The sequence below is a fragment of the Vibrio sp. A1-1 genome, assembly GCF_021728175.1.
Lineage (GTDB): Bacteria > Pseudomonadota > Gammaproteobacteria > Enterobacterales > Vibrionaceae > Vibrio > Vibrio diabolicus.
In genome coordinates, this window is sequence record NZ_JAKKCL010000001.1 from 519520 (window position 1) to 542487 (window position 22968).

At 44.8% G+C, this 22968-nt stretch carries 25 protein-coding genes; 14 read left to right on the forward strand and 11 right to left on the reverse strand.

The window, feature by feature from the left end:
- From L3V30_RS02420 to rpsB, 5 genes are all read right to left on the reverse strand, one after another.
- Positions 1–756 carry an isoprenyl transferase gene (locus L3V30_RS02420; RefSeq protein WP_006741661.1) on the reverse strand — a complete coding sequence of 252 codons (756 nt, stop codon included), beginning with the start codon at positions 754–756 and terminating at the stop codon, positions 1–3.
- A gap of 96 nt (positions 757–852) precedes the next feature.
- Entirely contained in the window at positions 853–1410 is a 558-nt protein-coding gene (frr, locus tag L3V30_RS02425; RefSeq protein WP_237308249.1) for a ribosome recycling factor, read from the reverse strand.
- 99 nt (positions 1411–1509) lie between these two features.
- Complete coding sequence (pyrH, locus tag L3V30_RS02430) at positions 1510–2235, reverse strand: UMP kinase (protein ID WP_005380329.1); 726 nt, start codon at positions 2233–2235, stop codon at positions 1510–1512.
- 147 nt (positions 2236–2382) lie between these two features.
- Positions 2383–3228, reverse strand: a complete 846-nt coding sequence (gene tsf / locus L3V30_RS02435; RefSeq protein ID WP_012841502.1) for a translation elongation factor Ts — start codon at positions 3226–3228, stop codon at positions 2383–2385.
- A 132-nt stretch (positions 3229–3360) separates the two neighbouring features.
- Positions 3361–4089 carry a 30S ribosomal protein S2 gene (gene rpsB, locus L3V30_RS02440; protein ID WP_012841501.1) on the reverse strand — a complete coding sequence of 243 codons (729 nt, stop codon included), beginning with the start codon at positions 4087–4089 and terminating at the stop codon, positions 3361–3363.
- A gap of 384 nt (positions 4090–4473) precedes the next feature.
- Here rpsB and map point away from each other — a divergent pair, with 384 nt between their 5' ends.
- The 3 genes from map to L3V30_RS02455 all read left to right on the forward strand — a co-directional run bounded on the left by map (position 4474) and on the right by L3V30_RS02455 (position 8611).
- Positions 4474–5352, forward strand: a complete 879-nt coding sequence (gene map, locus L3V30_RS02445; protein ID WP_237308250.1) for a type I methionyl aminopeptidase — start codon at positions 4474–4476, stop codon at positions 5350–5352.
- Between the two features lie 108 nt (positions 5353–5460).
- Complete coding sequence (gene glnD, locus L3V30_RS02450; RefSeq protein WP_237308251.1) at positions 5461–8085, forward strand: bifunctional uridylyltransferase/uridylyl-removing protein GlnD; 2625 nt, start codon at positions 5461–5463, stop codon at positions 8083–8085.
- A gap of 142 nt (positions 8086–8227) precedes the next feature.
- Positions 8228–8611, forward strand: a complete 384-nt coding sequence (locus L3V30_RS02455) for a DUF3461 family protein (protein WP_005380322.1) — start codon at positions 8228–8230, stop codon at positions 8609–8611.
- A 131-nt stretch (positions 8612–8742) separates the two neighbouring features.
- On the opposite strand, the gene truC is transcribed toward L3V30_RS02455, so the two are convergent.
- Positions 8743–9513 (reverse strand): tRNA pseudouridine(65) synthase TruC, encoded by a 771-nt coding sequence (gene truC, locus L3V30_RS02460; protein WP_048625889.1) that lies wholly within the window; start codon positions 9511–9513, stop codon positions 8743–8745.
- Positions 9514–9517: 4 nt separating this feature from the next.
- Positions 9518–9832, reverse strand: a complete 315-nt coding sequence (locus tag L3V30_RS02465) for a YqcC family protein (protein ID WP_237308252.1) — start codon at positions 9830–9832, stop codon at positions 9518–9520.
- Positions 9833–9908: 76 nt separating this feature from the next.
- Here L3V30_RS02465 and L3V30_RS02470 point away from each other — a divergent pair, with 76 nt between their 5' ends.
- Both L3V30_RS02470 and L3V30_RS02475 read left to right on the forward strand, forming a co-directional pair.
- Complete coding sequence (locus L3V30_RS02470; protein WP_237308253.1) at positions 9909–10946, forward strand: DUF3549 family protein; 1038 nt, start codon at positions 9909–9911, stop codon at positions 10944–10946.
- 13 nt (positions 10947–10959) lie between these two features.
- Positions 10960–11259 (forward strand): DUF3301 domain-containing protein, encoded by a 300-nt coding sequence (locus L3V30_RS02475; RefSeq protein WP_012841498.1) that lies wholly within the window; start codon positions 10960–10962, stop codon positions 11257–11259.
- Here L3V30_RS02475 and L3V30_RS02480 read toward each other — a convergent pair.
- Positions 11219–11704 (reverse strand): GNAT family N-acetyltransferase, encoded by a 486-nt coding sequence (locus L3V30_RS02480; RefSeq protein WP_237308353.1) that lies wholly within the window; start codon positions 11702–11704, stop codon positions 11219–11221. The two genes, L3V30_RS02475 and L3V30_RS02480, sit on opposite strands and share 41 nt — an antisense overlap.
- Positions 11705–12638: 934 nt before the next feature.
- Between L3V30_RS02480 and L3V30_RS02485 the strand changes: the two genes are divergently transcribed.
- From L3V30_RS02485 to L3V30_RS02520, 8 genes are all read left to right on the forward strand, one after another.
- Positions 12639–12932, forward strand: a complete 294-nt coding sequence (locus tag L3V30_RS02485) for a hypothetical protein (RefSeq protein ID WP_012841496.1) — start codon at positions 12639–12641, stop codon at positions 12930–12932.
- Positions 12929–13378: a YaiI/YqxD family protein gene (locus L3V30_RS02490; protein ID WP_012841495.1), complete on the forward strand. Its 450-nt coding sequence runs from the start codon at positions 12929–12931 to the stop codon at positions 13376–13378. The genes L3V30_RS02485 and L3V30_RS02490 overlap by 4 nt, the downstream gene beginning before the upstream one ends.
- Before the next feature lie 194 nt (positions 13379–13572).
- Positions 13573–14562: a ketoacyl-ACP synthase III gene (locus tag L3V30_RS02495; RefSeq protein ID WP_237308254.1), complete on the forward strand. Its 990-nt coding sequence runs from the start codon at positions 13573–13575 to the stop codon at positions 14560–14562.
- Positions 14559–15545, forward strand: coding sequence for an NAD(P)-dependent oxidoreductase (locus L3V30_RS02500; RefSeq protein ID WP_237308255.1), 987 nt, complete (start codon positions 14559–14561; stop codon positions 15543–15545). The genes L3V30_RS02495 and L3V30_RS02500 overlap by 4 nt, the downstream gene beginning before the upstream one ends.
- Positions 15514–16377, forward strand: coding sequence for an MBL fold metallo-hydrolase (locus L3V30_RS02505; RefSeq protein WP_237308256.1), 864 nt, complete (start codon positions 15514–15516; stop codon positions 16375–16377). The genes L3V30_RS02500 and L3V30_RS02505 overlap by 32 nt, the downstream gene beginning before the upstream one ends.
- Entirely contained in the window at positions 16365–17633 is a 1269-nt protein-coding gene (locus L3V30_RS02510; protein WP_237308257.1) for a F390 synthetase-related protein, read from the forward strand. Before L3V30_RS02505 ends, L3V30_RS02510 begins: the two co-directional genes overlap by 13 nt.
- Positions 17621–18733: an ATP-grasp domain-containing protein gene (locus tag L3V30_RS02515; RefSeq protein ID WP_237308258.1), complete on the forward strand. Its 1113-nt coding sequence runs from the start codon at positions 17621–17623 to the stop codon at positions 18731–18733. The genes L3V30_RS02510 and L3V30_RS02515 overlap by 13 nt, the downstream gene beginning before the upstream one ends.
- Complete coding sequence (locus L3V30_RS02520; RefSeq protein WP_237308259.1) at positions 18730–19803, forward strand: hypothetical protein; 1074 nt, start codon at positions 18730–18732, stop codon at positions 19801–19803. The genes L3V30_RS02515 and L3V30_RS02520 overlap by 4 nt, the downstream gene beginning before the upstream one ends.
- A gap of 107 nt (positions 19804–19910) precedes the next feature.
- Here L3V30_RS02520 and L3V30_RS02525 read toward each other — a convergent pair whose 3' ends face one another.
- The 3 genes from L3V30_RS02525 to L3V30_RS02535 form a co-directional block, all read right to left on the reverse strand.
- A complete protein-coding gene (locus tag L3V30_RS02525) occupies positions 19911–21497 on the reverse strand; it encodes an AbgT family transporter (RefSeq protein WP_006742541.1) in 1587 nt (528 codons plus the stop codon).
- Between the two features lie 230 nt (positions 21498–21727).
- Positions 21728–21853: a type B 50S ribosomal protein L36 gene (gene ykgO / locus L3V30_RS02530; protein ID WP_009844388.1), complete on the reverse strand. Its 126-nt coding sequence runs from the start codon at positions 21851–21853 to the stop codon at positions 21728–21730.
- A 3-nt stretch (positions 21854–21856) separates the two neighbouring features.
- The gene (locus L3V30_RS02535) at positions 21857–22117 is read right to left on the reverse strand and encodes a type B 50S ribosomal protein L31 (RefSeq protein WP_074191704.1); all 261 of its coding nucleotides are present in this window, start codon (positions 22115–22117) and stop codon (positions 21857–21859) included.
- Positions 22118–22240: 123 nt separating this feature from the next.
- On the opposite strand from L3V30_RS02535, the gene tsaA reads away from it, so the two are divergent.
- Complete coding sequence (tsaA, locus tag L3V30_RS02540; RefSeq protein ID WP_053809825.1) at positions 22241–22936, forward strand: tRNA (N6-threonylcarbamoyladenosine(37)-N6)-methyltransferase TrmO; 696 nt, start codon at positions 22241–22243, stop codon at positions 22934–22936.
- Positions 22937–22968: the final 32 nt, after the last annotated feature.

Sequence of the window (22968 nt, forward strand, 5' to 3'; positions counted from 1 at the left end):
TTATTGAGCTGCCATCAATGCCTTTATTTGTTCACCTGTACAGCCAAAACGACGTTCTCGATTGATAAACCAAGTTACAGCTTCAACTAAGCTGTCTTCGTCGAATTCCGGCCAATACTCGGGTGTAAAGTACATTTCTGCATAAGCCATTTGCCACAACATAAAGTTGCTGATGCGACACTCTCCACTGGTACGAATCAAAAGATCCACTTCAGGTAAGTCTGCCATGGTCAAATGCTCAGTGATTAGCTGCTCATTGATATCCTCTACACGAATCTCACCGTTACGTGCTTTTAACGCTAACGTTTTGGCCGCTTCTGTGATGTCCCACTTACCGCCATAATTGGCTGCAATGTTTATCACCATCCCCGTGTTACCTGCCGTTAGATTTTCAGCTTCTACAATCTTCTTTTGTAGACGCTCACTAAATCGACTGGTATCACCGATCACGCGCAACCGTAAATTATTTTTGTGTAGTTTTTTTACTTCACTAGACAGGACCGTGATAAACAGTTCCATCAAAAGACCCACTTCTTCCTCCGGACGACGCCAGTTTTCACTACTAAAAGCAAATAGCGTCATGGCTTTAATGCCAAGCTTTGAAGCAGCAGCCACGGTCTTACGAACGGCATTAACGCCTTTTTTGTGACCAAATACGCGAGGTTTTCCTTTGGACTTAGCCCAACGGCCATTACCGTCCATAATGATGGCAATATGCTTAGGAAGGGAATCAGAGAAGGCTTGAGAATTTTGCATAGGGAGTTAATTGAGTTCCATCAGTTGGATAGACTAACATAAAAAAACGCTGAGCTGTGAGCACAGCGTTTTCCAACAGTGATGTGTGTGGGAGTATTAAACTTCCATCAACTCTTTTTCTTTTGCAGCAAGAACTTCATCGATCTTCTTAACTGCAACGTCAGTTAGCTTTTGAATTTCGTCTTGTGCTTTACGATCTTCATCTTCAGAGATTTCTTTATCTTTTAGAAGCGCTTTTAGATCGTTGTTTGCGTCACGACGGATGTTACGAACCGCAACACGACCACCTTCAGCTTCACCACGAACAATCTTAACTAGGTCTTTACGACGCTCTTCCGTTAGTGGTGGAAGTGGAACACGGATGATAGTACCAGCAGACATAGGATTTAGACCAAGATCAGACGTCATGATCGCTTTTTCTACTTTCGGCGTCAGCTCTTTATCGAAAACCGTGATTGCAAGTGTACGTGCATCTTCAGCAATAACGTTTGCTACTTGGTTTAGAGGTGTTGCTGCACCGTAGTATTCTACAGAAATACCAGATAGTAGGCTTGGGTGTGCACGACCTGTACGAATTTTAGAAAGGTTGTTCTTAAGCGCTTCAACGCTTTTATCCATGCGCTTTTGCGCGTCTTTTTTGATTTCGTTAATCACAGTTTCACCTTAAAAATGTCATCTTTCCTGAAGAAAGCCTAAAACGGTTGAGCAAAGCAAACGCCACCCTAACGCTTTGGGTGGCACCTTGGGACAAGCTTATTCGTTGATTAGCGTGCCTTCTGCTTCGCCCATAACCACGCGACGTAGTGCGCCTGGCTTGTTCATGTTAAATACGCGGATTGGCATTTTGTGGTCACGAGCTAGCGTAAACGCCGCCAAGTCCATCACTTTCAGCTCTTTATCCAGAACTTCTGCGTAAGATAGCTTATCATACAGCTCTGCGTCTGGGTTTGCTACAGGGTCAGCAGTAAATACACCATCAACTTTCGTCGCTTTTAGTACAACATCCGCTTCGATTTCAATACCACGTAGGCAAGCAGCAGAATCCGTTGTAAAGAACGGGTTACCCGTACCAGCAGAGAAGATGACAACACGGCCTTGGCGAAGCTCACGGATCGCATCAGCCCAATTATAGTCGTCACATACGCCTTTTAGAGGAATGGCAGACATAACGCGCGCATTCACGTATGCACGGTGAAGAGCATCGCGCATCGCTAGGCCATTCATTACTGTAGCAAGCATACCCATGTGGTCACCAACTACGCGGTTCATACCAGCTTCAGCAAGGCCTGCACCACGGAACAAGTTACCGCCACCGATAACTACACCAACCTGAACACCCAGTTCAACCAGTTCTTTAACTTCTTGTGCCATGCGATCAAGGACCGCAGGATCAATACCAAAACCGTCTTCACCTTGAAGAGCTTCACCACTCAGTTTTAATAGAATACGTTGATACGCTGGTTTAGGGTTCGTAGTCATGGAGTTTACCTTCCAAAGAGAGTTGTTGATTAACAGTCATGAATAGACACAAATTCAGTTATGGCTATTCATCACGGCTAATCGTTCACTGCTCATAAAAAGACCGCAGCCAAGGCTACGGTCTAATCTTTATACAGTCTCTAAGGATTAACCTTTTTGAGCTGCAGCAACTTCTTCAGCGAAGCTCATTTCTTCTTTCTTCTCGATACCTTCACCTACTTCTAGGCGAACGAATGTAGAAACTGAAGCGCCTTTTTCTTTCAGCATTTCACCTACAGTTTTCTTAGGTTCCATGATGAAAGCTTGACCTGTTAGAGAGATCTCGCCAGTGAATTTCTTCATGCGGCCAACAACCATCTTCTCAGCGATTTCAGCAGGCTTGCCTTCGTTCATTGCGATTTCAACTTGAACCGCTTTCTCTTTTTCTACTACGTCAGCTGGTACGTCTTCTGGGTTAACGAACTCAGGCTTAGAAGCAGCAACGTGCATTGCAACGTGCTTAAGAGTTTCTGCGTCGCCTTCACCAGCAACAACAACACCGATTTTCTCACCGTGACGGTAAGAAGCAATTGCAGTGCCTTGAACGTATTCTACGCGACGGATAGTGATGTTTTCACCGATTTTAGCTACAAGAGCTACACGTGCGTCTTCGAATTGTGCTTGTAGCTCTTCAACAGTCGCTTTTGAAGCTAGAGCTGCAGCTGCAACTTCTTCTGCGAATGCAGTGAAGTTACCGTCTTTAGCAACGAAGTCAGTTTGGCAGTTAACTTCAAGAAGAACAGCAACGCCGTTTTCTTCTTTGATGATGATTGCGCCTTCAGCTGCAACGTTACCAGCTTTCTTAGCTGCTTTCGCTGCGCCAGATTTACGCATGTTTTCAATTGCTAGTTCGATGTCAGCGTTTGCTTCTACAAGCGCTTTCTTACATTCCATCATGCCAGCGCCAGTACGCTCGCGAAGTTCTTTAACTAGAGCAGCAGTTACAGTTGCCATTCTGTATTCCTCGTTTGATTCGAAATAAGGTAAAAAACAGGGGCCTAACATTGTCGGCCCCCATTGCTAACTATAACTTAGTTTATGCTACACAAAGGTTTCACATAGACCAAGTGTGACACAGAGCCGCTATTATTCAGCTTCTACGAAACCGTCTTTTTCAGCAACTGCAGCTACGTCTTTGTTACGACCTTCAGATACTGCTGAAGCAGCAGCGTTCAGGTATAGCTGTACAGCGCGGATCGCGTCGTCGTTACCTGGGATTACGTAGTCAACGCCGTCTGGGTTAGAGTTAGTATCTACCACAGCGTATACTGGAATACCTAGGTTGTTAGCTTCTTTAATTGCAATGTGTTCGTGATCAGCGTCGATTACGAATAGAGCGTCTGGTAGGCCGCCCATGTCTTTGATACCACCAAGAGATTTCTCTAGCTTCTCCATTTCGCGAGTACGCATTAGAGCTTCTTTCTTAGTTAGTTTGTCAAAAGTACCGTCTTGAGATTGAGTCTCTAGATCTTTTAGACGCTTGATAGACTGACGAACTGTTTTGTAGTTTGTAAGCATACCGCCTAACCAGCGGTTGTTTACGTAAAACTGGTTGCTTGCGATTGCAGCTTCTTTAACAGCTTCAGATGCAGCGCGCTTAGTACCTACGAATAGAACTTTACCTTTCTTCTCGCCAACTTTAGCTAGTTCAGCTAGAGCGTCGTTGAACATTGGTACAGTTTTTTCTAGGTTGATGATATGAACTTTGTTACGAGCGCCAAAGATGAATGGCTTCATTTTTGGGTTCCAGTAACGAGTCTGGTGACCGAAGTGAACACCAGCTTTTAGCATATCGCGCATTGATACAGTTGCCATTTTAAATTCCTCTATGGGGTTAGGCCTCCACATTCCCCATAACTCCGACCAAGCTTCTGCTCAGCACCCCGGAATATGTGACGGAATGTGTGTGATTTAAAGATAAAAGGTTATTCGGATGAAGCTTGCTTCGCCGCTTAGCTTTGCTAAACGAAGAGAACAGTCCTCTATTCCGGCGCGCTTTATACCATATTTTAGCTCACTGTGGCTAGTAAAAATTATTTCTTCACCGTGCCACTTTCTCCTATTTATAAGCAAAACTTTAAACATACGATCGAATTAAGAATGATGCATATTCCTATCTAACTTGGGTTAACGCCCCGATGTCTGATAGAATGCGGCCATTCGCACGTTTACGTGCTTAGGAATAAGTAGAGAAAGCCAATGTCAATCAAGATTAAAACTGCTGAAGAAATAGAACGCATGCGCATTGCGGGCAAACTGGCCGCAGAGATTCTAGAAATGATCGAACCACACATCAAAGTTGGTGTGACGACAGAAAAGTTGAACAAAATCTGTCATGAGTACGCTCTAGAAAAAGGCGCATACTCTGCTCCACTTGATTACCATGGTTTCCCTAAGTCGATTTGTACTTCAATCAACCATATCGTATGCCACGGTATTCCAGCAGAAAAAGACGAAATCGGTAGCAACGGCCAAATGAAGCCAGCGGTACTAAAAGATGGCGACATCTTAAACGTTGATATTACCGTAATCGTTCCAAATGATGAGAATGCCGATCTGAGCGTGCGTCCTCAAGGTTACCATGGTGACACTTCTAAGATGTTCCTAGTCGGTGATGTTTCACCTGCGAACAAACGTCTGTGCATGGTAGCTCAAGAAGCACTGTATGTTGGTATGCGTACCGTTAAGCCAGGTTCAACAGTTGGTGACATCGGTACAGCTATCGAGAAGTACATCAAAGAGAACAACAAAAACAACCCTCGCAACAAGTTTTCTATTGTGAAAGACTTCTGTGGCCACGGTATCGGCGATGAGTTCCATGAAGAACCACAAGTGGTTCATTACAAGAACAAAGACCGCCGCGTACTAAAAGAAGGCATGTGCTTTACTATTGAGCCGATGATTAACGCAGGTAAATTTGGTTGCTCTGTTGACGCTCAAGACGATTGGACCGTTTACACAGGCGACGGCAAGAACTCTGCGCAATGGGAACATACCATTGTTGTAACAAAAGAAGGTTGTGAAGTACTGACGCTTCGTAGCGACGATACGATTCCTCGCCTAATGAAAAACGCGTAAAGCTGACGACCACTCGTTGTTTACTATATCCCTGCTTCGGCGGGGATATTTTTTATCTGCCACAAATTTGTTAGATTGTAACTAGATTAGCTTGCACGGATGGCAAATATGACACTTCAGTCCCCTCTTACCTTTTCCGATGAACAAATCAATATCGGAGAGCTCAAACAAGAGTTAGAGAAATTTAGCTCCGATCAAAACCAAGAGTTTCTCAATCATCATCCGGTAACAAGCTTGGTTTTAGCCAGGGCAGAATACATGGATCTGCTTCTGAATCGTTTGTGGCAACATTTTGGCTTCAAAGATATTTACAACATTTCTCTAGTTGCCGTGGGTGGCTATGGGCGTGGCGAGCTGCATCCGCTCTCCGATATCGATATTTTGATTCTGTCGAACAATAAACTGCCAACCGCGTTAGAAGCAAAAATCAGCGAATTCATTACGCTGTTGTGGGATTTAAAACTCGAGGTCGGACACGCTGTTCGCACCGTTACTGAATGTGCTGAAATTGGTAAAGCCGATCTAACGGTCGCGACAAACCTGCAAGAAGCGCGACTGCTGTGTGGAAGCGAGGACACCTTTCAGGCACTGAAGAAAGTCGTGTTATCAGACTCCTTTTGGCCAAGTGAAACGTTTTATCGCGCTAAAATTCAAGAGCAGCGAGAACGCCATGCCCGTTACCACGATACGACCTACAACTTAGAACCAGACATTAAGTCGACCCCTGGCGGGCTGCGCGATATTCATACATTAAGCTGGGTCGCCCGGCGTCACTTTGGTGCCACGTCATTGCTGGAAATGAGCCGATACGGATTTTTAACTGACGCAGAATACCGAGAATTGGTTGAATGTCAGGACTTCCTTTGGCGAGTGCGTTTCGCTCTGCACATGGAGCTTCGCCGCTATGACAACCGCTTAACCTTTGCCCATCAAGCACAAGTTGCGGAAAATCTAGGCTACGTCGGTGAAGGCAACCGAGGCGTAGAAATGATGATGAAAGAGTTCTATCGCACACTTCGTCGTGTGGCAGAGCTCAATAAAATGCTACTCAAACTTTTTGATCAAGCGATCATTAATGGTGGTGCGACAGAAAGTGCCGAGATTCTCGATGCCGACTTCCAACGTCGTGGCTCTTTGATTGAAGCGCGGAAACCCGCATTGTTTCAAGCTCGCCCAGAAACTATTCTGGATATGTTCTTACATATCGCGAACGACTCAACCATTGAAGGGGTGAGCCCACCAACACTACGTCAGCTGCGCACCGCGCGCCGTCGACTCAACAAATTTTTGCACACCATTCCTGCTGCGCGTGAAAAGTTCATGGCGTTATGTCGTCACCCTAATGCTCTGCATAAAGCATTCAGCCTGATGCACAGATTGGGGGTTATGGCGGCCTATTTACCGCAATGGAGCCAAATTGTTGGTCAAATGCAGTTTGACTTATTCCACGCCTACACGGTTGATGAGCACAGTATTCGCTTACTGAAACACATTAATACCTTTAGTGACCCAGACAATCATGCGAAGCACCCTATTTGTTGTGACGTCTACCCACGGATGCAAAAGAAAGAGCTGCTGATTATTGCCGCTATTTTCCACGATATCGGTAAAGGACGTGGCGGCGATCACTCTGTTATAGGCGAAGGTGAGGCTTACGACTTCTGTATTGAGCATGGCTTATCAAAGCCCGAGGCCAAACTTGTCGCTTGGTTGGTAAGGCATCATCTATTAATGTCCGTCACCGCACAGCGCCGAGACATTTATGATCCCGATGTGATTACCGAATTTGCCAAAAAAGTCAGAGACGAAGAATCTCTCGATTACCTTGTGTGCCTGACAGTTGCAGATATTTGTGCAACCAACCCAGAACTTTGGAATGCTTGGAAACGAACCTTACTGGCAGAGCTGTATTACTCCACACAACGTGCTTTACGTAGAGGGTTAGAGAATCCTGTCGATGTGCGTGAGCGAATTCGCCACAATCAACAAATGGCCTCCGCAATGCTACGCAAAGAGGGCTTTGCCGCGCGCGAAATTGAAGTATTGTGGCAACGCTTCAAAGCTGACTATTTCCTTCGTCATACCCATACACAAATCGCGTGGCACTGCGAACACTTACTTCGCATGAAAGATCCGACTAAGCCTTTGGTGTTGATCAGTAAAAAAGCCACTCGCGGCGGCACTGAGGTGTTTGTATATACGAAAGACCAGCCTGCTTTATTTGCGACGGTCGTGGCGGAGTTAGATAGGCGTAATTTTAATGTACACGACGCGCAAATCATGACCAGCAAAGATGGGCACGTGATTGATACCTTTATGGTACTCGATCAACATGGCGAAGCGATCGATGAGTCTCGTCACGCCGCGGTGATTAAACACCTCACCCATGTACTGGAGGCGGGCCGACCAACCAAGATTAAAACGCGCCGTACTCCGAACAAACTTCAGCACTTTAACGTGAAAACCAAAGTCGACTTCTTACCAACCAAAGGTAAAAAGCACACGTTGATGGAGTTTGTCGCGCTAGACACACCAGGGCTGTTGGCCAAAGTAGGCCGTACGTTTGCTGATTTAAATATCAACCTTCATGGTGCAAAAATCACCACCATTGGTGAGCGAGCAGAAGACTTGTTTATTTTAACCAGTGATGCAGGGGGAAGATTAAGTGAAGAACAGCAAGATGAGCTAAGAGAGAGATTGATCGAAAAGTTATCTGATGAGGTCGCTGCTTAGATCAAACCTACCAATCTTTTCGGTTCAGGGCGAGAGCGATCTTGCCCACAAGTTAAGCATTTTGGCTAAATATCAGCTATCTAGCTCATACATAGGCTGCTACAGTTATATCAATATCAATTCGATGTAATAGAGGTAGCCTATGTATCCCCACCTCACTGGTTTGGGTATTCACGACCCTAAGCAGATTGAACGTTATTCCCTACGCCAAGAAGCACACAAAGACGTACTCAAGATCTATTTCCACAAGCAAAAAGGCGAGCTGTTCGCCAAAAGCGTTAAATTCAAATACCCGCGCCAAATCAAAAATGTTCTTGTGGACAGTGGCAGTCACAAATATAAAGAAGTAACGGAAATCAACCGTAACCTCACATTAGTCATTGATGAACTGAATAAAATCACTAAACCAACGAAACAACCTGAGGTTGATGTCAAAGAGAAAATTCTCTCAGACCTTCGTCATTTAGAAAAAGTCGTTTCGAGCAAGATCGCAGAGATCGAAGCGGATCTCGAAAAACTAAAGTAAAACGTTAAGTCTTAAATATTAAAACGGAACCCCCAGCCTAGCTGGGGGTTTTCTCTATACAAAAAAGGGTTAGCATTGATGCTAACCCTTTTTATTTGTACTCAATCATTATCTAGATCTAACTGCGCCGATTATCGGTTGATCATTGATTCATCCCACTCAAATCGAGTAAACAATTGCTGCCAAGTCTCATCAATATTGGCCGTCATGACAATCTCTTGATCGGTAAATGGGTGGACAAACCGTAACTCTGAAGAGTGCAGTAGCAAGCGGTGAGCATCAAACTCTGTGCGATAAAGCTTGTTGTGCTTGCCGTCTCCGTGCGTTGTATCACCCACAATAGGATGACGTAGATGCGCCATATGACGACGAAGTTGGTGCTTACGCCCCGTTTTAGGTTTCATCTCAACTAAGCAATAACGCGTTGTAGGAAATTTACCCGTCGAATAGGGAACTTCCACTTTAGCCAACGGTTTATATTCCGTCACCGCTTCTTGCGCTTCTTTTTCTTGTGAAGCGAACTTATCAGCAATCTTGTCTAACTCGACTTTGAGTGCGTAATCCAAGACGCCCTCTTCCTCAATCCAACCGCGTACTATCGCGTGGTATGTCTTTTCCATTTTATGTTCAGCAAACATCGGCATGACTTGTGATGCTACTTCACTCGACAACGCAAACACGAGCACACCAGATGTTGGACGATCCAGACGATGCAATGGGAACACATGCTGACCAATTTGGTCGCGCAAAGTTTGCATGACAAACTGAGTTTCGTGTTTATCTAACCAACTGCGATGCACTAACATGCCTGCTGGCTTGTTGACCGCTACAAAATATTCATCCTGATAAACGATCTCCAGCTCAACTGGTTCTGAAGATCGCGCTATTTCTTGTTCTAGCATTCGTTTACTTACACAGTTCGTCAATGGTTCGGATTGTAACAAGCAGCTCTGCGAACTGCAGTTCCTGCTTCCACGCTTCTGAAAAATAGGGCTCGAGAGAAAACCCTCTTGGCAATGGTTGGTTGTTTTCCACTAGCACGTGCATTCTGTCTATAAAGATCCACTGCAACCACTCATGAGGATGCAGTGTATCAATCGCAAATGGCTCCACGCTTTGTAAAGCTTGCTCTGAAGGCCTAGTGTGTTGCCACAACTTATGTTCTTTGAGCTGCGCTTCAAGTTGGTGAAGTAAGTCGACCAATTGAGTATTTGTTACCATTAATTCTATCTCGAACCTTGAATTAGCCGAGAATGATACCATTTCTTGTGAAAAGAACGTTAGGACGTCGTATTTAATGGAAAACATTCAAACCCTCACTCAACTGTTGAACAACAGCCGCTGTGATTATCAAATCTTCGATCTTGGTCGTCGTATCAAAACCATCGCTAAGAAAGAGTTTGCCGATGTAGAAAAAGGTCAAGCACCGTACCCATTCCCAATGCAGCGTAAAGCACACCTTGCCATCGCTTATTGGAATGAACAAAAGCAACCTTGGATTTGGTTTCTAAAGTTTGAATTGGACGAGCGCGGTTTGTTAAAGCAAGCGGATATCGGCAATTTCATTAAATACGTAGTGGAAGCCATGGGAACACGCCTCAATGATGATATCTCTGAAGAGCAACAGCAAAAGCTGTCTAATAACCCATATACGTTCAAACCTTCCGAAGACAAAATGGCCGTGTTTCATAGCCAGGTCCGCGCGAACCTCGATCTTCCTACCAGCCAATATTATGAGCACACTCAGCATTACTTTTCAGGTGGTTTAGGCTGGGATAATTGGCAAACCGTAGGTCTGCAAGGGATCACCGACATGGCCGCTCGTTTGGACAAAGAGCAAAACGGGGTAATGATACGCAAGGCGTTGAACCACCTACCGAATGAACCACTTTATGCTCTGTTGGGTGCGCTTGAGCATGTAGAGTTACAAGAGCGTTTAGCAGAACGTATCGCGGAAAAAGCACAACAAGAAATCGCAAGTAGCGAGCCTGATCTCTTCCTACTTTCAGCGCTTATCCGAGCTTTGGCTGGCGCACCAACAGCCATTGCCTCTCCAGTGTTAGAAGCGATATTACAAAGCTCTCGTTTAAGCCATCAGGAAGTACTGATTGGCGTGGCTGGCCGAGCTTGGCACTTACTAGCCAATGAAAAGGTAGCAGAACAGTTTTTGCTGCGTTTAGCTCAAACCGGTAATCAAGCCCTATTTAATCAGTTATTTGCCGATTTAGTGATGCTACCAGAGTTAAGAATGGTGCTATTGCCCTTGCTACATTCAAATCCATCTGAAGAACTAGCAAACGCGCTAGTAAGCTTACAACAAGCAACAAAGGGATAATAAAGGTTCAGGGATGATTGGTGATCTTTTAGCAATTTTAGGGCTATGCTTTTTCTGTTATCTGTTTTGGCAACAACGTCGTCAAGCCGAACTCGCAAAAGTGGCAATCACGCGTAAATGTGAGCAATTGGATCTCCAATTAATCAGCATCGCCTTTGGTGCCCATAAACTAAAAACGCCAGACGGAGTCTGGCGTTGGCATACGGTGTATCAATTTGAGTTTTCATCGCTTGGTGACGATTGCTACCAAGGGGAGCTAACTATGGTCGGTTTCAGGCCGCAGAACTTTCACCTACCACCGCATCGCTTGTAAATTCCATTTCAAAGTAAGGGCCATATAGATCCTTACTTTCTTTTGTTTCAACAAATCCCAGTTTTTTCAGCACCGCCATAGAAGCTTGATGGTTGCTATTCACGTTAGCTTTAACCTTATGTAGCCCCAGCTCACGGCACACCTTGGGGAAAAATGCTTTTAGAGCTTCTGTCGCTAACCCTTTACCCCAATAAGATTTATCAAAAATAAACCCTAACTCAGGCTCGGAATCGAGATGGGAAATGAACACGTGCCCCATATAGTCACGACTGGTGCTTTCTAGCACCGCCATACTATAAATATTTTCATCATCCAGTATTTTCTCAAACATCTGTTTGGCAGACGCGACAGTATACGGACCGTTCATTTCAGCACGGTTTTTCGCACAGCAATTCAGCATGACGAACTCTAGTTGCAACGACTCATTGTAGGGTAGAAGAAGCATTCTTCTGGTTACTATGGCCACATCTGTTCCTTGATTACAACAAACTTTATTTATCCGCAGATCGCAAACTCGATGAGCTTGAATATGCTCAATAACTGCGGGGCATAACACCTTGTAGAGAAGCCGAAAGTTAAACCAACTGATTGGAAAGGATATTGATCTGGATTGTTTTTTATTAAGTGTTATTAGGAATTTATAAATTTTGTGATATTGATATACCCAAGTCACCTCAAGGTGCTTAATTCAATGAGAACGACTAGGTATCTTTTTATATAAGAAAGACCCCGACACATAAGTATCGGGGTCATGGTCTTACTCGCAGCAGTCCGGCTACTAAAAGTGCTCCATGCATCATCCATAATAGTGGCTGATTCCGTCAGCTTATTCCTTACGTCGCCGTCCTAGCGGTGTCCTTATCATCCTGATAGCTAACATTCCCCGTTAGCACACATCACTTGTTCCTTGAGCGGTGTCCCTTGCATCTTCCTGACGCTGTCCATAACCTCTATCCTAGAGGGGTCCATTGTCTATCCTTAGTCATCAACATCCTATTGATGATAGTGTCCTTACAATGTCCTACGCTCCATGCTTGATTAATCATCCTGACCAACCAAATCGTCTTCCTGACGATAACCAAATCCTTGGTGCTTTCCTGTTCCATGTCTGCTTCCTGCTGACAACTCTCAATTTACGCCTTTCCTAAAAATTGACAATCTATACTAGATAAATATTTATACGCCACATTGGTTAAATAGTTGTTAAATCATTATTTATCAATAACTTGATGTTTGTAATTTCTATTTTTCCGCTCACGAAATCGTTTTCTCTCACAACCCATGTGAGAGATCTCTCACACCACACATTCCAAATTGCTATTCGCCAAATTAGGGGACTCAACGTATGATGATAGATATATCGTTGTTAAGGATTAAAAATGTTAACTCAAGACGTTACTAAAGAATTAGAAGCGGTAATGGAACAACTGCAACAACAAGGAAAAGAGCCAACCGTAGCGTTAGTGAAAGCACGCTTGAAAACGCCCGTCCCAATGCCTGCATTAATCACCGCAATAAAAAGTTGGAAAAGTGCTCAGCGTGTTCCCAAGGTTGAAGTCGCAGCACAAGCGCACACCGATAATGATCGTCTTGCAGCGCTAGAAAGCACGGTGAAAAAATTAGTGGCTCGTATTGAAGAGCTAGAAGCCAAGCTAAGTGAGAAGTCATCATGAAGTTATGGGTAGATGCAGACGCATGTCCGAAAGTCATCCGCGAAACCATTGTGCGTGCCGCCGAACGCACGGGGATTGAATGTACGTTTGTCGCCAACCACGTTGTCCCGGTGCCCAAAAGAGACAACATCCACTCGCTGCAAGTTCCAGCTGGATTTGACATCGCTGACAACGAAATCGTTAAGCGTGTGGAGGCCAACGATTTGGTGATCACATCAGATATTCCGCTTGCAGATGAGGTCATCTCTAAAGGCGCTCAAGCCCTCAGTTCACGTGGCGAGCTTTATACGAAAGACACCATCAAAGCACGTCTAAATATCCGCGACTTCATGGAAACCATGCGTTCAAGCGGAATTCAGACTGGTGGTCCCGCTGCGCTTTCCCAAACCGATCGCCGCGAATTTGCGAACCATTTAGATCGTATTTTGGCTAAATTTAGGAAGTAATCCTCACTCTATTCATATTGAGCCAGCAAATCAAAGCCTGGCTCATTCCTGAAAATTCATTTTCAGCATTGCACCCAAAGCGTGCTCTTACTCCCATTTGTTTTGTTCTGTTTATTTTTCATCTCGCTCGCCATAGCTTCAATATGCAACGTGGTTTATTTTGAACGACGTTTTTAATAACTGTATAGAGAATAATGGGCTTTAACATCGTTTCTAGTGGAAGCTACCTGCCAACGAATCAATGGTCAGATCGAGAGATGGATCGCTTCCTAAAATTGGCGCCAGGGACCTGCCGAAATAAATTCGACGTTGAATATCGTCATGTAGCCAATACAAAAGAAACCGCTATTTACATGGCGGTGCAGGCGATAAAGCAGTGTTTAGGAAACATACATACCCTGAGCTCCGTTGATCTCCTTATCTACGCCAGCGGCACTCACCACCAGTCTCTGCCCTACGACGCCTCAGCGGTTCTCGCCGCGTTAGACGCTCCAACATGGCTAGAAAGTTTTGATTTGAACAGCACCTGTTTATCATTTCTTTCTGCGCTTGACCTTGCTCAGAGTCTATTCTTAGCAAAACGGTACCGTCGGATTCTCATTGCCACCAGCGAACTCGCTACTGGCATCACACTGAATCGAAATTTTACGCTCAAACCAGAAGTTGCAACCCTATTCGCAGACGGTGCCGCCGCATTTTTGCTCGAAGAACACAACGGTGATGGATTGCTCACCAGTCACTTTGAAACGCATCATACCGGGTATTCATTTTGTCAAATTAAGGGCGGAGGTAGTCATGTCAACCCTCACACCTCAGAGCATCAAGCCTATTTAAAAAGCTGCCAGTTTGAGATGGAGGGCAAAGCACTGTTTAAACATGTACGTAAAACCTTACCGGCGTTTCTAAAAAAAGGCTTTGACGCCTCTCCGGTAACACTCAGCGATATTGATTATTTTCTTCCGCATCAAGCCAGTGCGCACGGATTAAAAAAACTGCCATCACTCACCGGGTTACCAACCGAGAAAACAGTTAATCACTTTTCGACTTTGGGAAACCAAGTCGCCGCCTCACTCCCGATTAACTTACACTGGCTGCGTAATCAGCCAGAAACAGCAGGAAAACATGTGTTATTAGCTGGCACCGCCGCAGGGTTGTCACTAGGGATGGGAGTGCTAAAACTATGAAGATATTAGTCACGGGTGGCAGTGGGATGCTGGGTAGCGCAATTCTAAGAATGTTTCACCAGCAACATGAACTGCATTTTACAGCGCGAAATACAATCATCGCCAAACAACTCGCTGAGCAATTCGATGTTATCCCACATTTAGTCGATTTGAGAGACCACTCTGCTGTTCATGCGGTATGCCACGGCATGGATGCAATCATCCATTGTGCCGCTCTCTCAAGCCCATGGGGCAAGTGGGAAGCGTTTTATCAAGCCAATGTAGATGCCACCAAAAACCTCGTCAATGCGGCTAATACGCATCAAATCTCGCGTTTTATCCATATTTCCTCCACCAGCGTCTACTTTGACCATCAAGACCGTTGGAATATTCGAGAAACCGACGCCATTGCTTCACACTGGTGTAATGATTACGCACACACCAAATACCTATCGGAAATTGAAGCCATAAAAGGCCAAAGCAAAGCGATCATTTTAAGACCGCGTGGCATTTTTGGTCCCAACGATCGCGCGATTATCCCAAGAGTGCTTAAGGCGATAAAAAACAACACTCTGCTTCTACCATCGGGTAGAAACCCAGTGGTTGATCTAACTTATGTCGACAACGTTGCCCATGCGGCGATGCTCGCTTGCACTCAGGCAGACCGGCTTCAGCATGGTGATGTCTTCAATATTTCCAACAACGAACCAATGCCAATTGAGACTGTTCTACAAGCTTTATGTGTGGGGTTGAACCTAAAAGTAACTTTACAATCATTACCATACGGTGTGGTATCACCATTATTAAAGCTCAGTGAGCAAATACGAAGGCGCTTACCACATCAGCCAGAGCCAAGGCTCACTTCATACAGCGCAGGATTGTTTAACTATCATCAAACTCTGGATATCAGCAAGGCGATAAAAAACCTGAATTACCAACCGCTTTTTTCAATTCAAGAAGGAATACAGCAGTATGCAAACTGGTCTAAAAATAAAAATCTTTGAGGCTGGACACTGCGTACACCCAGGCTTTGTTGTCAAACCAGGCTCTGGTATCAAGCCTAGAGCATTTCCGGCAGCCGTTGCGTTAATTCAACACCCGACACAAGGCAACATCCTGTTTGATACGGGATATCACGAGCACTTTTTTAGCGCGACTCGTTCCTTCCCTGAACGTTTTTATGCTTGGACAACACCTTGCCGCTATCAACAAGAACATGGGATTGTTGCGCAGTTAGCAAAAGAAAATCTCAAACCTCATGATATTGAGCATTTAGTGCTCTCCCACTTTCACGCTGATCACATTGCCGCCGTGTCTGAGTTTTCTCACTCTCAATTGCATTGCCAACAAAAAGGGGTAGATGCGATTACTAAAAGTGGTCGAATTGGAGGCGTAAGAAAAGGCTACCTAAAAGCTCTGCTCCCTCCACAACTAGAATCTAACTTCATCATTCATGGTGATTTTTCTGTGCCAATCAGCCAAATTCTTCCTCAGTGCCAAGGGGTTAACTTGTTCTGTAAAGACATGTTCGACGATGGACTTATTTATATGGTTAGCTTGCCAGGCCATGCAGCTGGCCAAGTGGGCTTGCTGGTTAAAAGAGACCAAAGTTGGCTGTTCTTACTCGCCGATGCATGCTGGTTAATCGAGAGCTTGAGTGAAAATATCGATCAGCATTGGCTGGCGAACATGCTTTGCGATGACACAAAGGCCTATAAAAACACCCTCTCCGAATTGAGAAGTTGCTACCAACAAACCCACCACGTTGTTCGCTTCGTGCCTTCACATTGTCAGGAAACTATCCAGCAGCTAATCAAAGAAGGATGGATGAAGTGAGAACGCTTATCTCAGAATTCTGGCGAACCCGCTACCGCCCTTTCGGTTCAAGGGAACAAGTCGAAGCGTGGCAGCAACAACATTTAACGCAACACCTGGATTGGGTATGCTGTCATTCACCGTATTACCGCTCTTTTCAAGGTGCACCACTCAGTGATTTCCCTATCATGAATAAGCAAACCATGATGGAGAACCTTTCAGAGTTAAATACGAAGGGCTTAGATGCTGAACAGTTAATGCAGCAGGCACTCAAAGCAGAGCAGTCACGCAACTTTGCCGCTTCGAAAGTTGGCGATGTTACGGTTGGGCTTTCTTCGGGCACATCCGGCATGCGCGGGTTGTTTCTTGCTGACAAGCAGGAAACACAACTGTGGGCCGGCAATATATTGGCTCGCTTTTTGCCCAACCTATGGCAAAAGCACCGAATTGCACTAGCCTTGCGAGCCAACAGCCCACTGTATAAATCCGTCGCGAAAGGGCCTGTCACATTCTTTTATGCCGATTTAACCAAACCTTACCAAGAATGGATAAAAGAGTTGGATGAGTTCCAACCCACGCTTTTGGTTGGTAGTGCGCAAGCTCTTCAGCGCTGCGCCCAGTTCAGCGGTCAATTTGGTCAACCCGCAATTCAACCACAGCGGATCATTTCTGGGGCAGAGGTTCTAACCGAGAGTGACCGTCACTATATTTCTCAACGGTTCGACAGCGAACTCCATGAAGTCTATCAATGTACCGAAGGTTTTCTTGCATGTACTGATCAGCAAGGACAAATGCGCTGGAATCAGGATGTTGTTTACATCGAAAAACATTGGCTGAATACCGAACGTACTCATTACAGCCCAATCATTACCGATTTTCGTCGTAAAACTCAGCCAATTATTCGTTATCAGCTCGACGATATTATTGAGAATAAACAGGATAATGGCGTATTTGAACCTCTTGGCGCGATTGCCGGACGATGTGGTGATCGCCTCACGCTAAACGCAAACCACGTCCCAGTGACGGTGTTACCAGATCTCATCTACCGCGCTATAACACTATCTGCCCAAGGTCGCGTGGATTACCGAATCACCCAAACAGGGTCACAAACCATTCAAATTGAAGCGGAGGTTCACCACCATCGGGTTATACATCAAGCCTTGATAAAGTTGTTTGACCAATTGCGGCTTGATCCTGTCAGATTTAGTTACCGCCCTGCGCCTATTTGGACGCCAATGAATAAACAACGACGTGTGGTGAACATATGCGGGTCTTAATCACCGGAGCCCGAGCACCAGTTGCACTAGAGTGGGCAACCATGTGTATGCATCATGGGCATGAAGTAATTCTCACCGATTCACTAAAAAGGCCTTTGGGGTCATTTTTGCGAGGCATCGAGTCTTATATCCCCACCGCTTCACCTCGATTTGCGTTTCCCACCTATCAACAGCAGATCCTAAAAATCATTACTCAGATGCGTATTGATATGGTGATACCCACTTGTGAAGAAGTGTATTACTTGGCTCATGTTGCCAAACAATGTCCAGAAGTAGATTTTTTTCTTCCCGATGTGGCGCTGCTCAATGCCCTACACAACAAGTTGACCGTCTTTGAACAACTTAAAGGCTTGCCAGAAATTACACTTCCAAAAACCCGTTTGGTCGCTGATAAAAGTGAGATTGAAATTAATAAGAGAACCGTTCTAAAGCCAGTTTACTCTCGGTTTGGCGGGCAAGTAATAAGAGATGTGACAACTCAGTCTATTTCTGCCGCCACGATATCACCCCTTTTCCCTTGGGTTCAGCAACAAAAAATCCATGGGACTCCGGTGTGTAACTATGCGATTTTTGAACATGGTGACCTTAAAGCACACCAAGCTTATGTGCCGAAATACTGTGTAAACGGCTCGGCCGCCAGTGCTTTTCAGCCGCTCTCATGCGAACGACTAGATACATTTATCGCCGCTTTTGGTAAACGTCATACTTATCATGGGCAAGTGTCGTTTGACTTCATCAAATCACAAGATGAACTCTACGTGATTGAATGTAACCCAAGAGCCACCAGTGGTTTGCACCTACTCTCGTCTCGATGCACTCAACTGCTCCCTAATATGGAGTTTACCAGTCCTTCCAAACAGCGATTGCATCATTTAGGGCCAATAACACTCATCGCTGAAGGTGGGTTATCCCTGTTCAAGGCTCTAACTTGGCAAGATTGGTGGTCTGGAGTGAATGTAATGCAACAGCATAACTTGCCGATAGGGAGCCAAATCCGGAGTGTGTTTGAATTACTCCGGTTAGCTAGGCAGAACAAGGCAAAATGGAGCGCCGCTTCTACCGTTGATATTGAGTGGAATGGAGAGGCGTTGAGATCATGACGCTTTCCTCTCAAGAATGGCATAAAACCTTTATCACTCTTATGCAGTCGAATCTTATTGATGAATGCACAGCAAGCTTTGGTTGCTACTATATCGATGATGTTGCCATTCCCTACTCCGTAACACCAAAAATACCAAACAACTGTTATGCCGTGTCCCCTATGACACTGCTTAGTGGCTACGCCGAAGAAGAGCTTCACAAAGTCAAAAATGTGGCTGTTCGATGGGTATGTAAGCTACTTATTAATATGACTAAACCAATCTTATCATTGGCTGGATTGGATCAAGTCCAAACGCTCAACAATCAGTGCTTGTCCACCAATATGTATAGCGAACAATGGGAATCCTTAAACCTTGATGAACTGCGTCGCGTGGCACTCGATCAATACCCCACCTTTCCCTTGGTGCTTCGCTCCCTCAACCAACTTCAGCACTCACACTTAATTCAGCGATTAGAACAGCAACAATGGCAAAGCTTAGTAACGCGACAAGTGTATTTACTTGAGGATTGGCAAGCATTCAGCTTCAACCGAGATTTAACGAAAGACTTCAAGCTGTTTAATGATAAAGATTGGCAGTTTAAGCCACTGGCTACTGATGAAGAGTTTCAGCGTGCCAAAGCGTTATATGACATGCTTTACCTTGATAAATACAGCCGGAATAACATCCAGTTTTCAACCCAATATTTAAAACAGGCTAGCCAGAATAACTTAGTGCATTTAGTGGGACTATTTTATCAAGGAGAGATGCTGGCTACGTTAGGCATAGTAGAAATTGATAACGACATGACTTGCCCAATTTTTGGCTACGATACCAATAAGCCGCAGAGTTTTGCGCTGTATAGAAGAATATCTGCTTATACCATCCGCCACGCAATGATATGCCAGCGTCGCTTTAATATGAGCTCAGGGGCTCCAGCTTTTAAACGCAACCGAAAAGCCCAGCCAGAAATTGAATTTAGCTATGTTTATATTGCGCACTTACCTTGGTACAAACGCGTAATTTGGCAAAGCTTGTGCTGGCTCACTCAGCACTTTTATCGTCCTTTGTTGATGCGTTTTCAGCTATAAAACGACATCGATAACCAAGCAAACCTGCTTGCACACAATCTGGATCGATAAAAAAGCCTGCGACGTTCGCAGGCTTTTGTAATGGAGCTGTGTGAGGTAACCGTTTTTTACGGTGTATAGTATGTTGCTGCGCCAGGGCCTACTGGTAAACCAAATACGAATACCCATAGGTAGAACAGCACACTCCAACCGACAATGAAGCAGATTGAGTAAGGTAGCATGGTCGCGATCAGCGTACCGATACCTAAGTTCTTCATGTAACGAGTCGCTACGGCAAGAATCAAACCAAAGTAGCTCATCATTGGAGTAATGATGTTTGTCGTCGAGTCACCAATTCGGTAAGCAGCCTGAATCGTTTCCGGTGCATAACCAACAAGCATCAACATAGGAACAAAAATCGGAGCCGTTACTGCCCACTGTGCCGATGCCGAACCAATCATTAGGTTGATAAATCCACACATCAGGATGAAGGCAAAGAACAACATTGGGCCAGTTAAGCCAATTTCTTGCAGGAAGCTAGCGCCAGCAACCGCGAATACCTGACCGAAGTTAGTCCATTTAAAGAAAGCAACGAACTGAGCCGCAAAGAAAACTAATACAATGTACATGCCCATAGAAGACATAGATTTCGCCATTGCATCAATCACATCGCGATCCGTCTTCATCGTGCCAACAACTTTACCAAACACAAAGCCTGGGATAGCAAAGAACACAAAGATGAATGCCACGATACTTTTCAGGAATGGAGAGCCTGCAATTGTACCCGCATCAGAACGTAAGATGCCGTCTGCTGGAACAACCGTCCAAGCAAGCAACGCAGAAACAACCAGTACAGCAACACCTGCTAGTTTTAGGCCTTTCTTCTCAATGTCTGTCAAGCCGCCCATTTTGTCGTTAGACAAATCTTCTGAGGCTTCTTCTTCACTATATTTGCCAAGCTTTGGCTCAACAATTTTTTCAGTAACAAACGCACCAGTGATTGCAATGAAGAACGTCGACACAAACATGAAGTACCAGTTAACTTCTGGACCAACAGTGTAAGTTGGGTCAATCATTTGCGCTGCAGTTTCAGTAATACCTGACAGTAGCGGGTCAACCGTACCGATAAGTAGGTTTGCTGAATAACCACCAGATACACCAGCGAATGCTGCAGCAAGGCCTGCAAGTGGGTGACGACCTAGAGAATGGAACAGCATTGCTGCCAGTGGAATAAGTACCACATACCCCAGCTCTGATGCCGTATTTGAAATGATACCAGCGAAAACAACAGTCACTGTTACCATGCGTTGAGATGCGCCCATGACCAAGCCACGCATAGCTGCAGATAGCAAACCAGAGTACTCAGCAATAGCAACACCCAACATCGCAACCAAAACCGTGCCTAAAGGCGCAAAGCCAACAAAGTTTTTCACTAAATTGGTAACGATAAGTTCGAGTCCATCAGCGTTAAGTAAGCTGACGACATGAATCATGCCATCTGCGGCACGACCTTTTGCGCCCTCAGGACGAGGGTCTACAACGGAAACTTCGAAGTATCCTGCAATGCCCGACATCACCAGAATGGCTAAACAGAAAATGGCAAATAGTGTGATCGGGTGAGGTAATAAGTTCCCCAAATATTCGACAGTATCCAAAAAGCGCGTAAACAGCGGCTTCTTAGGCGAGTTTTGTTTAATTGAATCAGATGAACTCATCTGTTCCCTCCTTGTTTTTATTCCTGTGCAAATGTGACAAAAATGTCAAAAAAGCGAGCGAAGGGTACTTGAGTAGAAGGTTAAAGAAAAGCCCTAAATGTTACAAACTGTGATCATTAGAGAGTTTTATAACCAATAATGAGCAAAAACGTAGATATTTCATCCACGTAAAACAGTTAAGTCAAAATTATCAATTAAACAAAAACATAAGCCAGAAATATGCAGAACGATTACTTCTGCACTGCTTTAAACCTCGGATTCGCCTTACAAATGACATATAGACGCCCTCTTCGTTTTACGATCTGGCAATCCGGATGACGACTTTTTGCACTTTTTAATGATTTGACTACCTTCATGATTTATTCCTTTTCACTCTTAAATTGACCAAAACGACGGTTGAAGTTCGCAATACGACCTTCTGTTTGAACCACTCGCTGTTTACCGGTGTAGTACGGATGGGAGGCTGACGACACATCTAACGTAAAGTAAGGGTAGGTTTTGCCATCTTTCCATTCGATGGTTCTCTCTGTTTTCAACGTAGAACCAACAACGAAGTATTCATCTACGCTGGTGTCGTGGAACACCACTGGACGATATTCAGGGTGGATTCCTAGTTTCATAATACTTTTCCTCTTAATTAAAATGTTATGTTATAACATTTTAATTAATAATCATTATCAACAAGAAAAGCAAGAGAAATTTGTGATACTTTTCATCTCAATGAATTCTTAAAGATGTCCACCATGTATTCCATTGAACCCATCGGCGTCATTGAGACACCGTACAAAGAAAAGTTTGCAGTACCGCGCCAGCCTCGCTTAGTACCAACAGCGAAAGCACGCGTAAAACTGTTAGGCGCAGCGAATAGCCCTGAAGCAGTGCGTGGGCTAGAACAGTTCTCTCACGTTTGGCTGTTATTTTTGTTTGATCAGAATTTGGGTGCAGGTTGGAAGCCAACCGTCCGTCCGCCACGACTAGGCGGCAATGAACGAATAGGTGTCTTTGCCTCACGCTCGACTTTCCGCCCAAACGGAATCGGAATGTCAGCCGTTGAAGTAAAAGGAGTCACTAAGCAAGGCGATCAAATCTATCTTGATTTAGGCAGTGTAGATCTCGTAGATGGCACACCGATTGTGGACATTAAGCCCTATATACCCTATTCAGATTCTATTCCAGAAGCACAAGGCGGATACGCAGACCAAGAACCAGAAAAGTCACAAGTCAACTTTTCTGCTCAAGCATTAGCAACGATAGAAAATCGATCCGATACTGACTATGTAAGATCAGTCATTGAACAAGTTCTGGCTCAAGATCCTCGTCCTGCATACAAGAAAAACAAGCCGGACGACAAAGAATATGCGGTAAATTTGTTCGACTTGAACGTAAAGTTCACAGCAACAAGCAACTTAATAACGGTTACCGCTATTGAAAGCTTTTGACAAACGCAATTGGCTGATATTATAGACGGCTA

Excerpts from the sequence above, each read along its gene's own strand:
- L3V30_RS02420 (WP_006741661.1), bottom strand. The coding sequence starts at position 756 with ATGCAAAATTCTCAAGCCTTCTCTGATTCCCTTCCTAAGCATATTGCC.
- pyrH (WP_005380329.1), bottom strand. The coding sequence starts at position 2,235 with ATGACTACGAACCCTAAACCAGCGTATCAACGTATTCTATTAAAACTG.
- tsf (WP_012841502.1), bottom strand. The coding sequence starts at position 3,228 with ATGGCAACTGTAACTGCTGCTCTAGTTAAAGAACTTCGCGAGCGTACT.
- rpsB (WP_012841501.1), bottom strand. The coding sequence starts at position 4,089 with ATGGCAACTGTATCAATGCGCGATATGCTAAAAGCTGGTGTTCACTTC.
- map (WP_237308250.1), top strand. The coding sequence starts at position 4,474 with ATGTCAATCAAGATTAAAACTGCTGAAGAAATAGAACGCATGCGCATT.
- glnD (WP_237308251.1), top strand. The coding sequence starts at position 5,461 with ATGACACTTCAGTCCCCTCTTACCTTTTCCGATGAACAAATCAATATC.
- L3V30_RS02455 (WP_005380322.1), top strand. The coding sequence starts at position 8,228 with ATGTATCCCCACCTCACTGGTTTGGGTATTCACGACCCTAAGCAGATT.
- truC (WP_048625889.1), bottom strand. The coding sequence starts at position 9,513 with ATGCTAGAACAAGAAATAGCGCGATCTTCAGAACCAGTTGAGCTGGAG.
- L3V30_RS02465 (WP_237308252.1), bottom strand. The coding sequence starts at position 9,832 with ATGGTAACAAATACTCAATTGGTCGACTTACTTCACCAACTTGAAGCG.
- L3V30_RS02470 (WP_237308253.1), top strand. The coding sequence starts at position 9,909 with ATGGAAAACATTCAAACCCTCACTCAACTGTTGAACAACAGCCGCTGT.
- L3V30_RS02475 (WP_012841498.1), top strand. The coding sequence starts at position 10,960 with ATGATTGGTGATCTTTTAGCAATTTTAGGGCTATGCTTTTTCTGTTAT.
- L3V30_RS02480 (WP_237308353.1), bottom strand. The coding sequence starts at position 11,704 with ATGCTTCTTCTACCCTACAATGAGTCGTTGCAACTAGAGTTCGTCATG.
- L3V30_RS02485 (WP_012841496.1), top strand. The coding sequence starts at position 12,639 with ATGTTAACTCAAGACGTTACTAAAGAATTAGAAGCGGTAATGGAACAA.
- L3V30_RS02490 (WP_012841495.1), top strand. The coding sequence starts at position 12,929 with ATGAAGTTATGGGTAGATGCAGACGCATGTCCGAAAGTCATCCGCGAA.
- L3V30_RS02495 (WP_237308254.1), top strand. The coding sequence starts at position 13,573 with ATGGGCTTTAACATCGTTTCTAGTGGAAGCTACCTGCCAACGAATCAA.
- L3V30_RS02500 (WP_237308255.1), top strand. The coding sequence starts at position 14,559 with ATGAAGATATTAGTCACGGGTGGCAGTGGGATGCTGGGTAGCGCAATT.
- L3V30_RS02505 (WP_237308256.1), top strand. The coding sequence starts at position 15,514 with ATGCAAACTGGTCTAAAAATAAAAATCTTTGAGGCTGGACACTGCGTA.
- L3V30_RS02510 (WP_237308257.1), top strand. The coding sequence starts at position 16,365 with ATGGATGAAGTGAGAACGCTTATCTCAGAATTCTGGCGAACCCGCTAC.
- L3V30_RS02515 (WP_237308258.1), top strand. The coding sequence starts at position 17,621 with ATGCGGGTCTTAATCACCGGAGCCCGAGCACCAGTTGCACTAGAGTGG.
- L3V30_RS02520 (WP_237308259.1), top strand. The coding sequence starts at position 18,730 with ATGACGCTTTCCTCTCAAGAATGGCATAAAACCTTTATCACTCTTATG.
- L3V30_RS02525 (WP_006742541.1), bottom strand. The coding sequence starts at position 21,497 with ATGAGTTCATCTGATTCAATTAAACAAAACTCGCCTAAGAAGCCGCTG.
- ykgO (WP_009844388.1), bottom strand. The coding sequence starts at position 21,853 with ATGAAGGTAGTCAAATCATTAAAAAGTGCAAAAAGTCGTCATCCGGAT.
- L3V30_RS02535 (WP_074191704.1), bottom strand. The coding sequence starts at position 22,117 with ATGAAACTAGGAATCCACCCTGAATATCGTCCAGTGGTGTTCCACGAC.
- tsaA (WP_053809825.1), top strand. The coding sequence starts at position 22,241 with ATGTATTCCATTGAACCCATCGGCGTCATTGAGACACCGTACAAAGAA.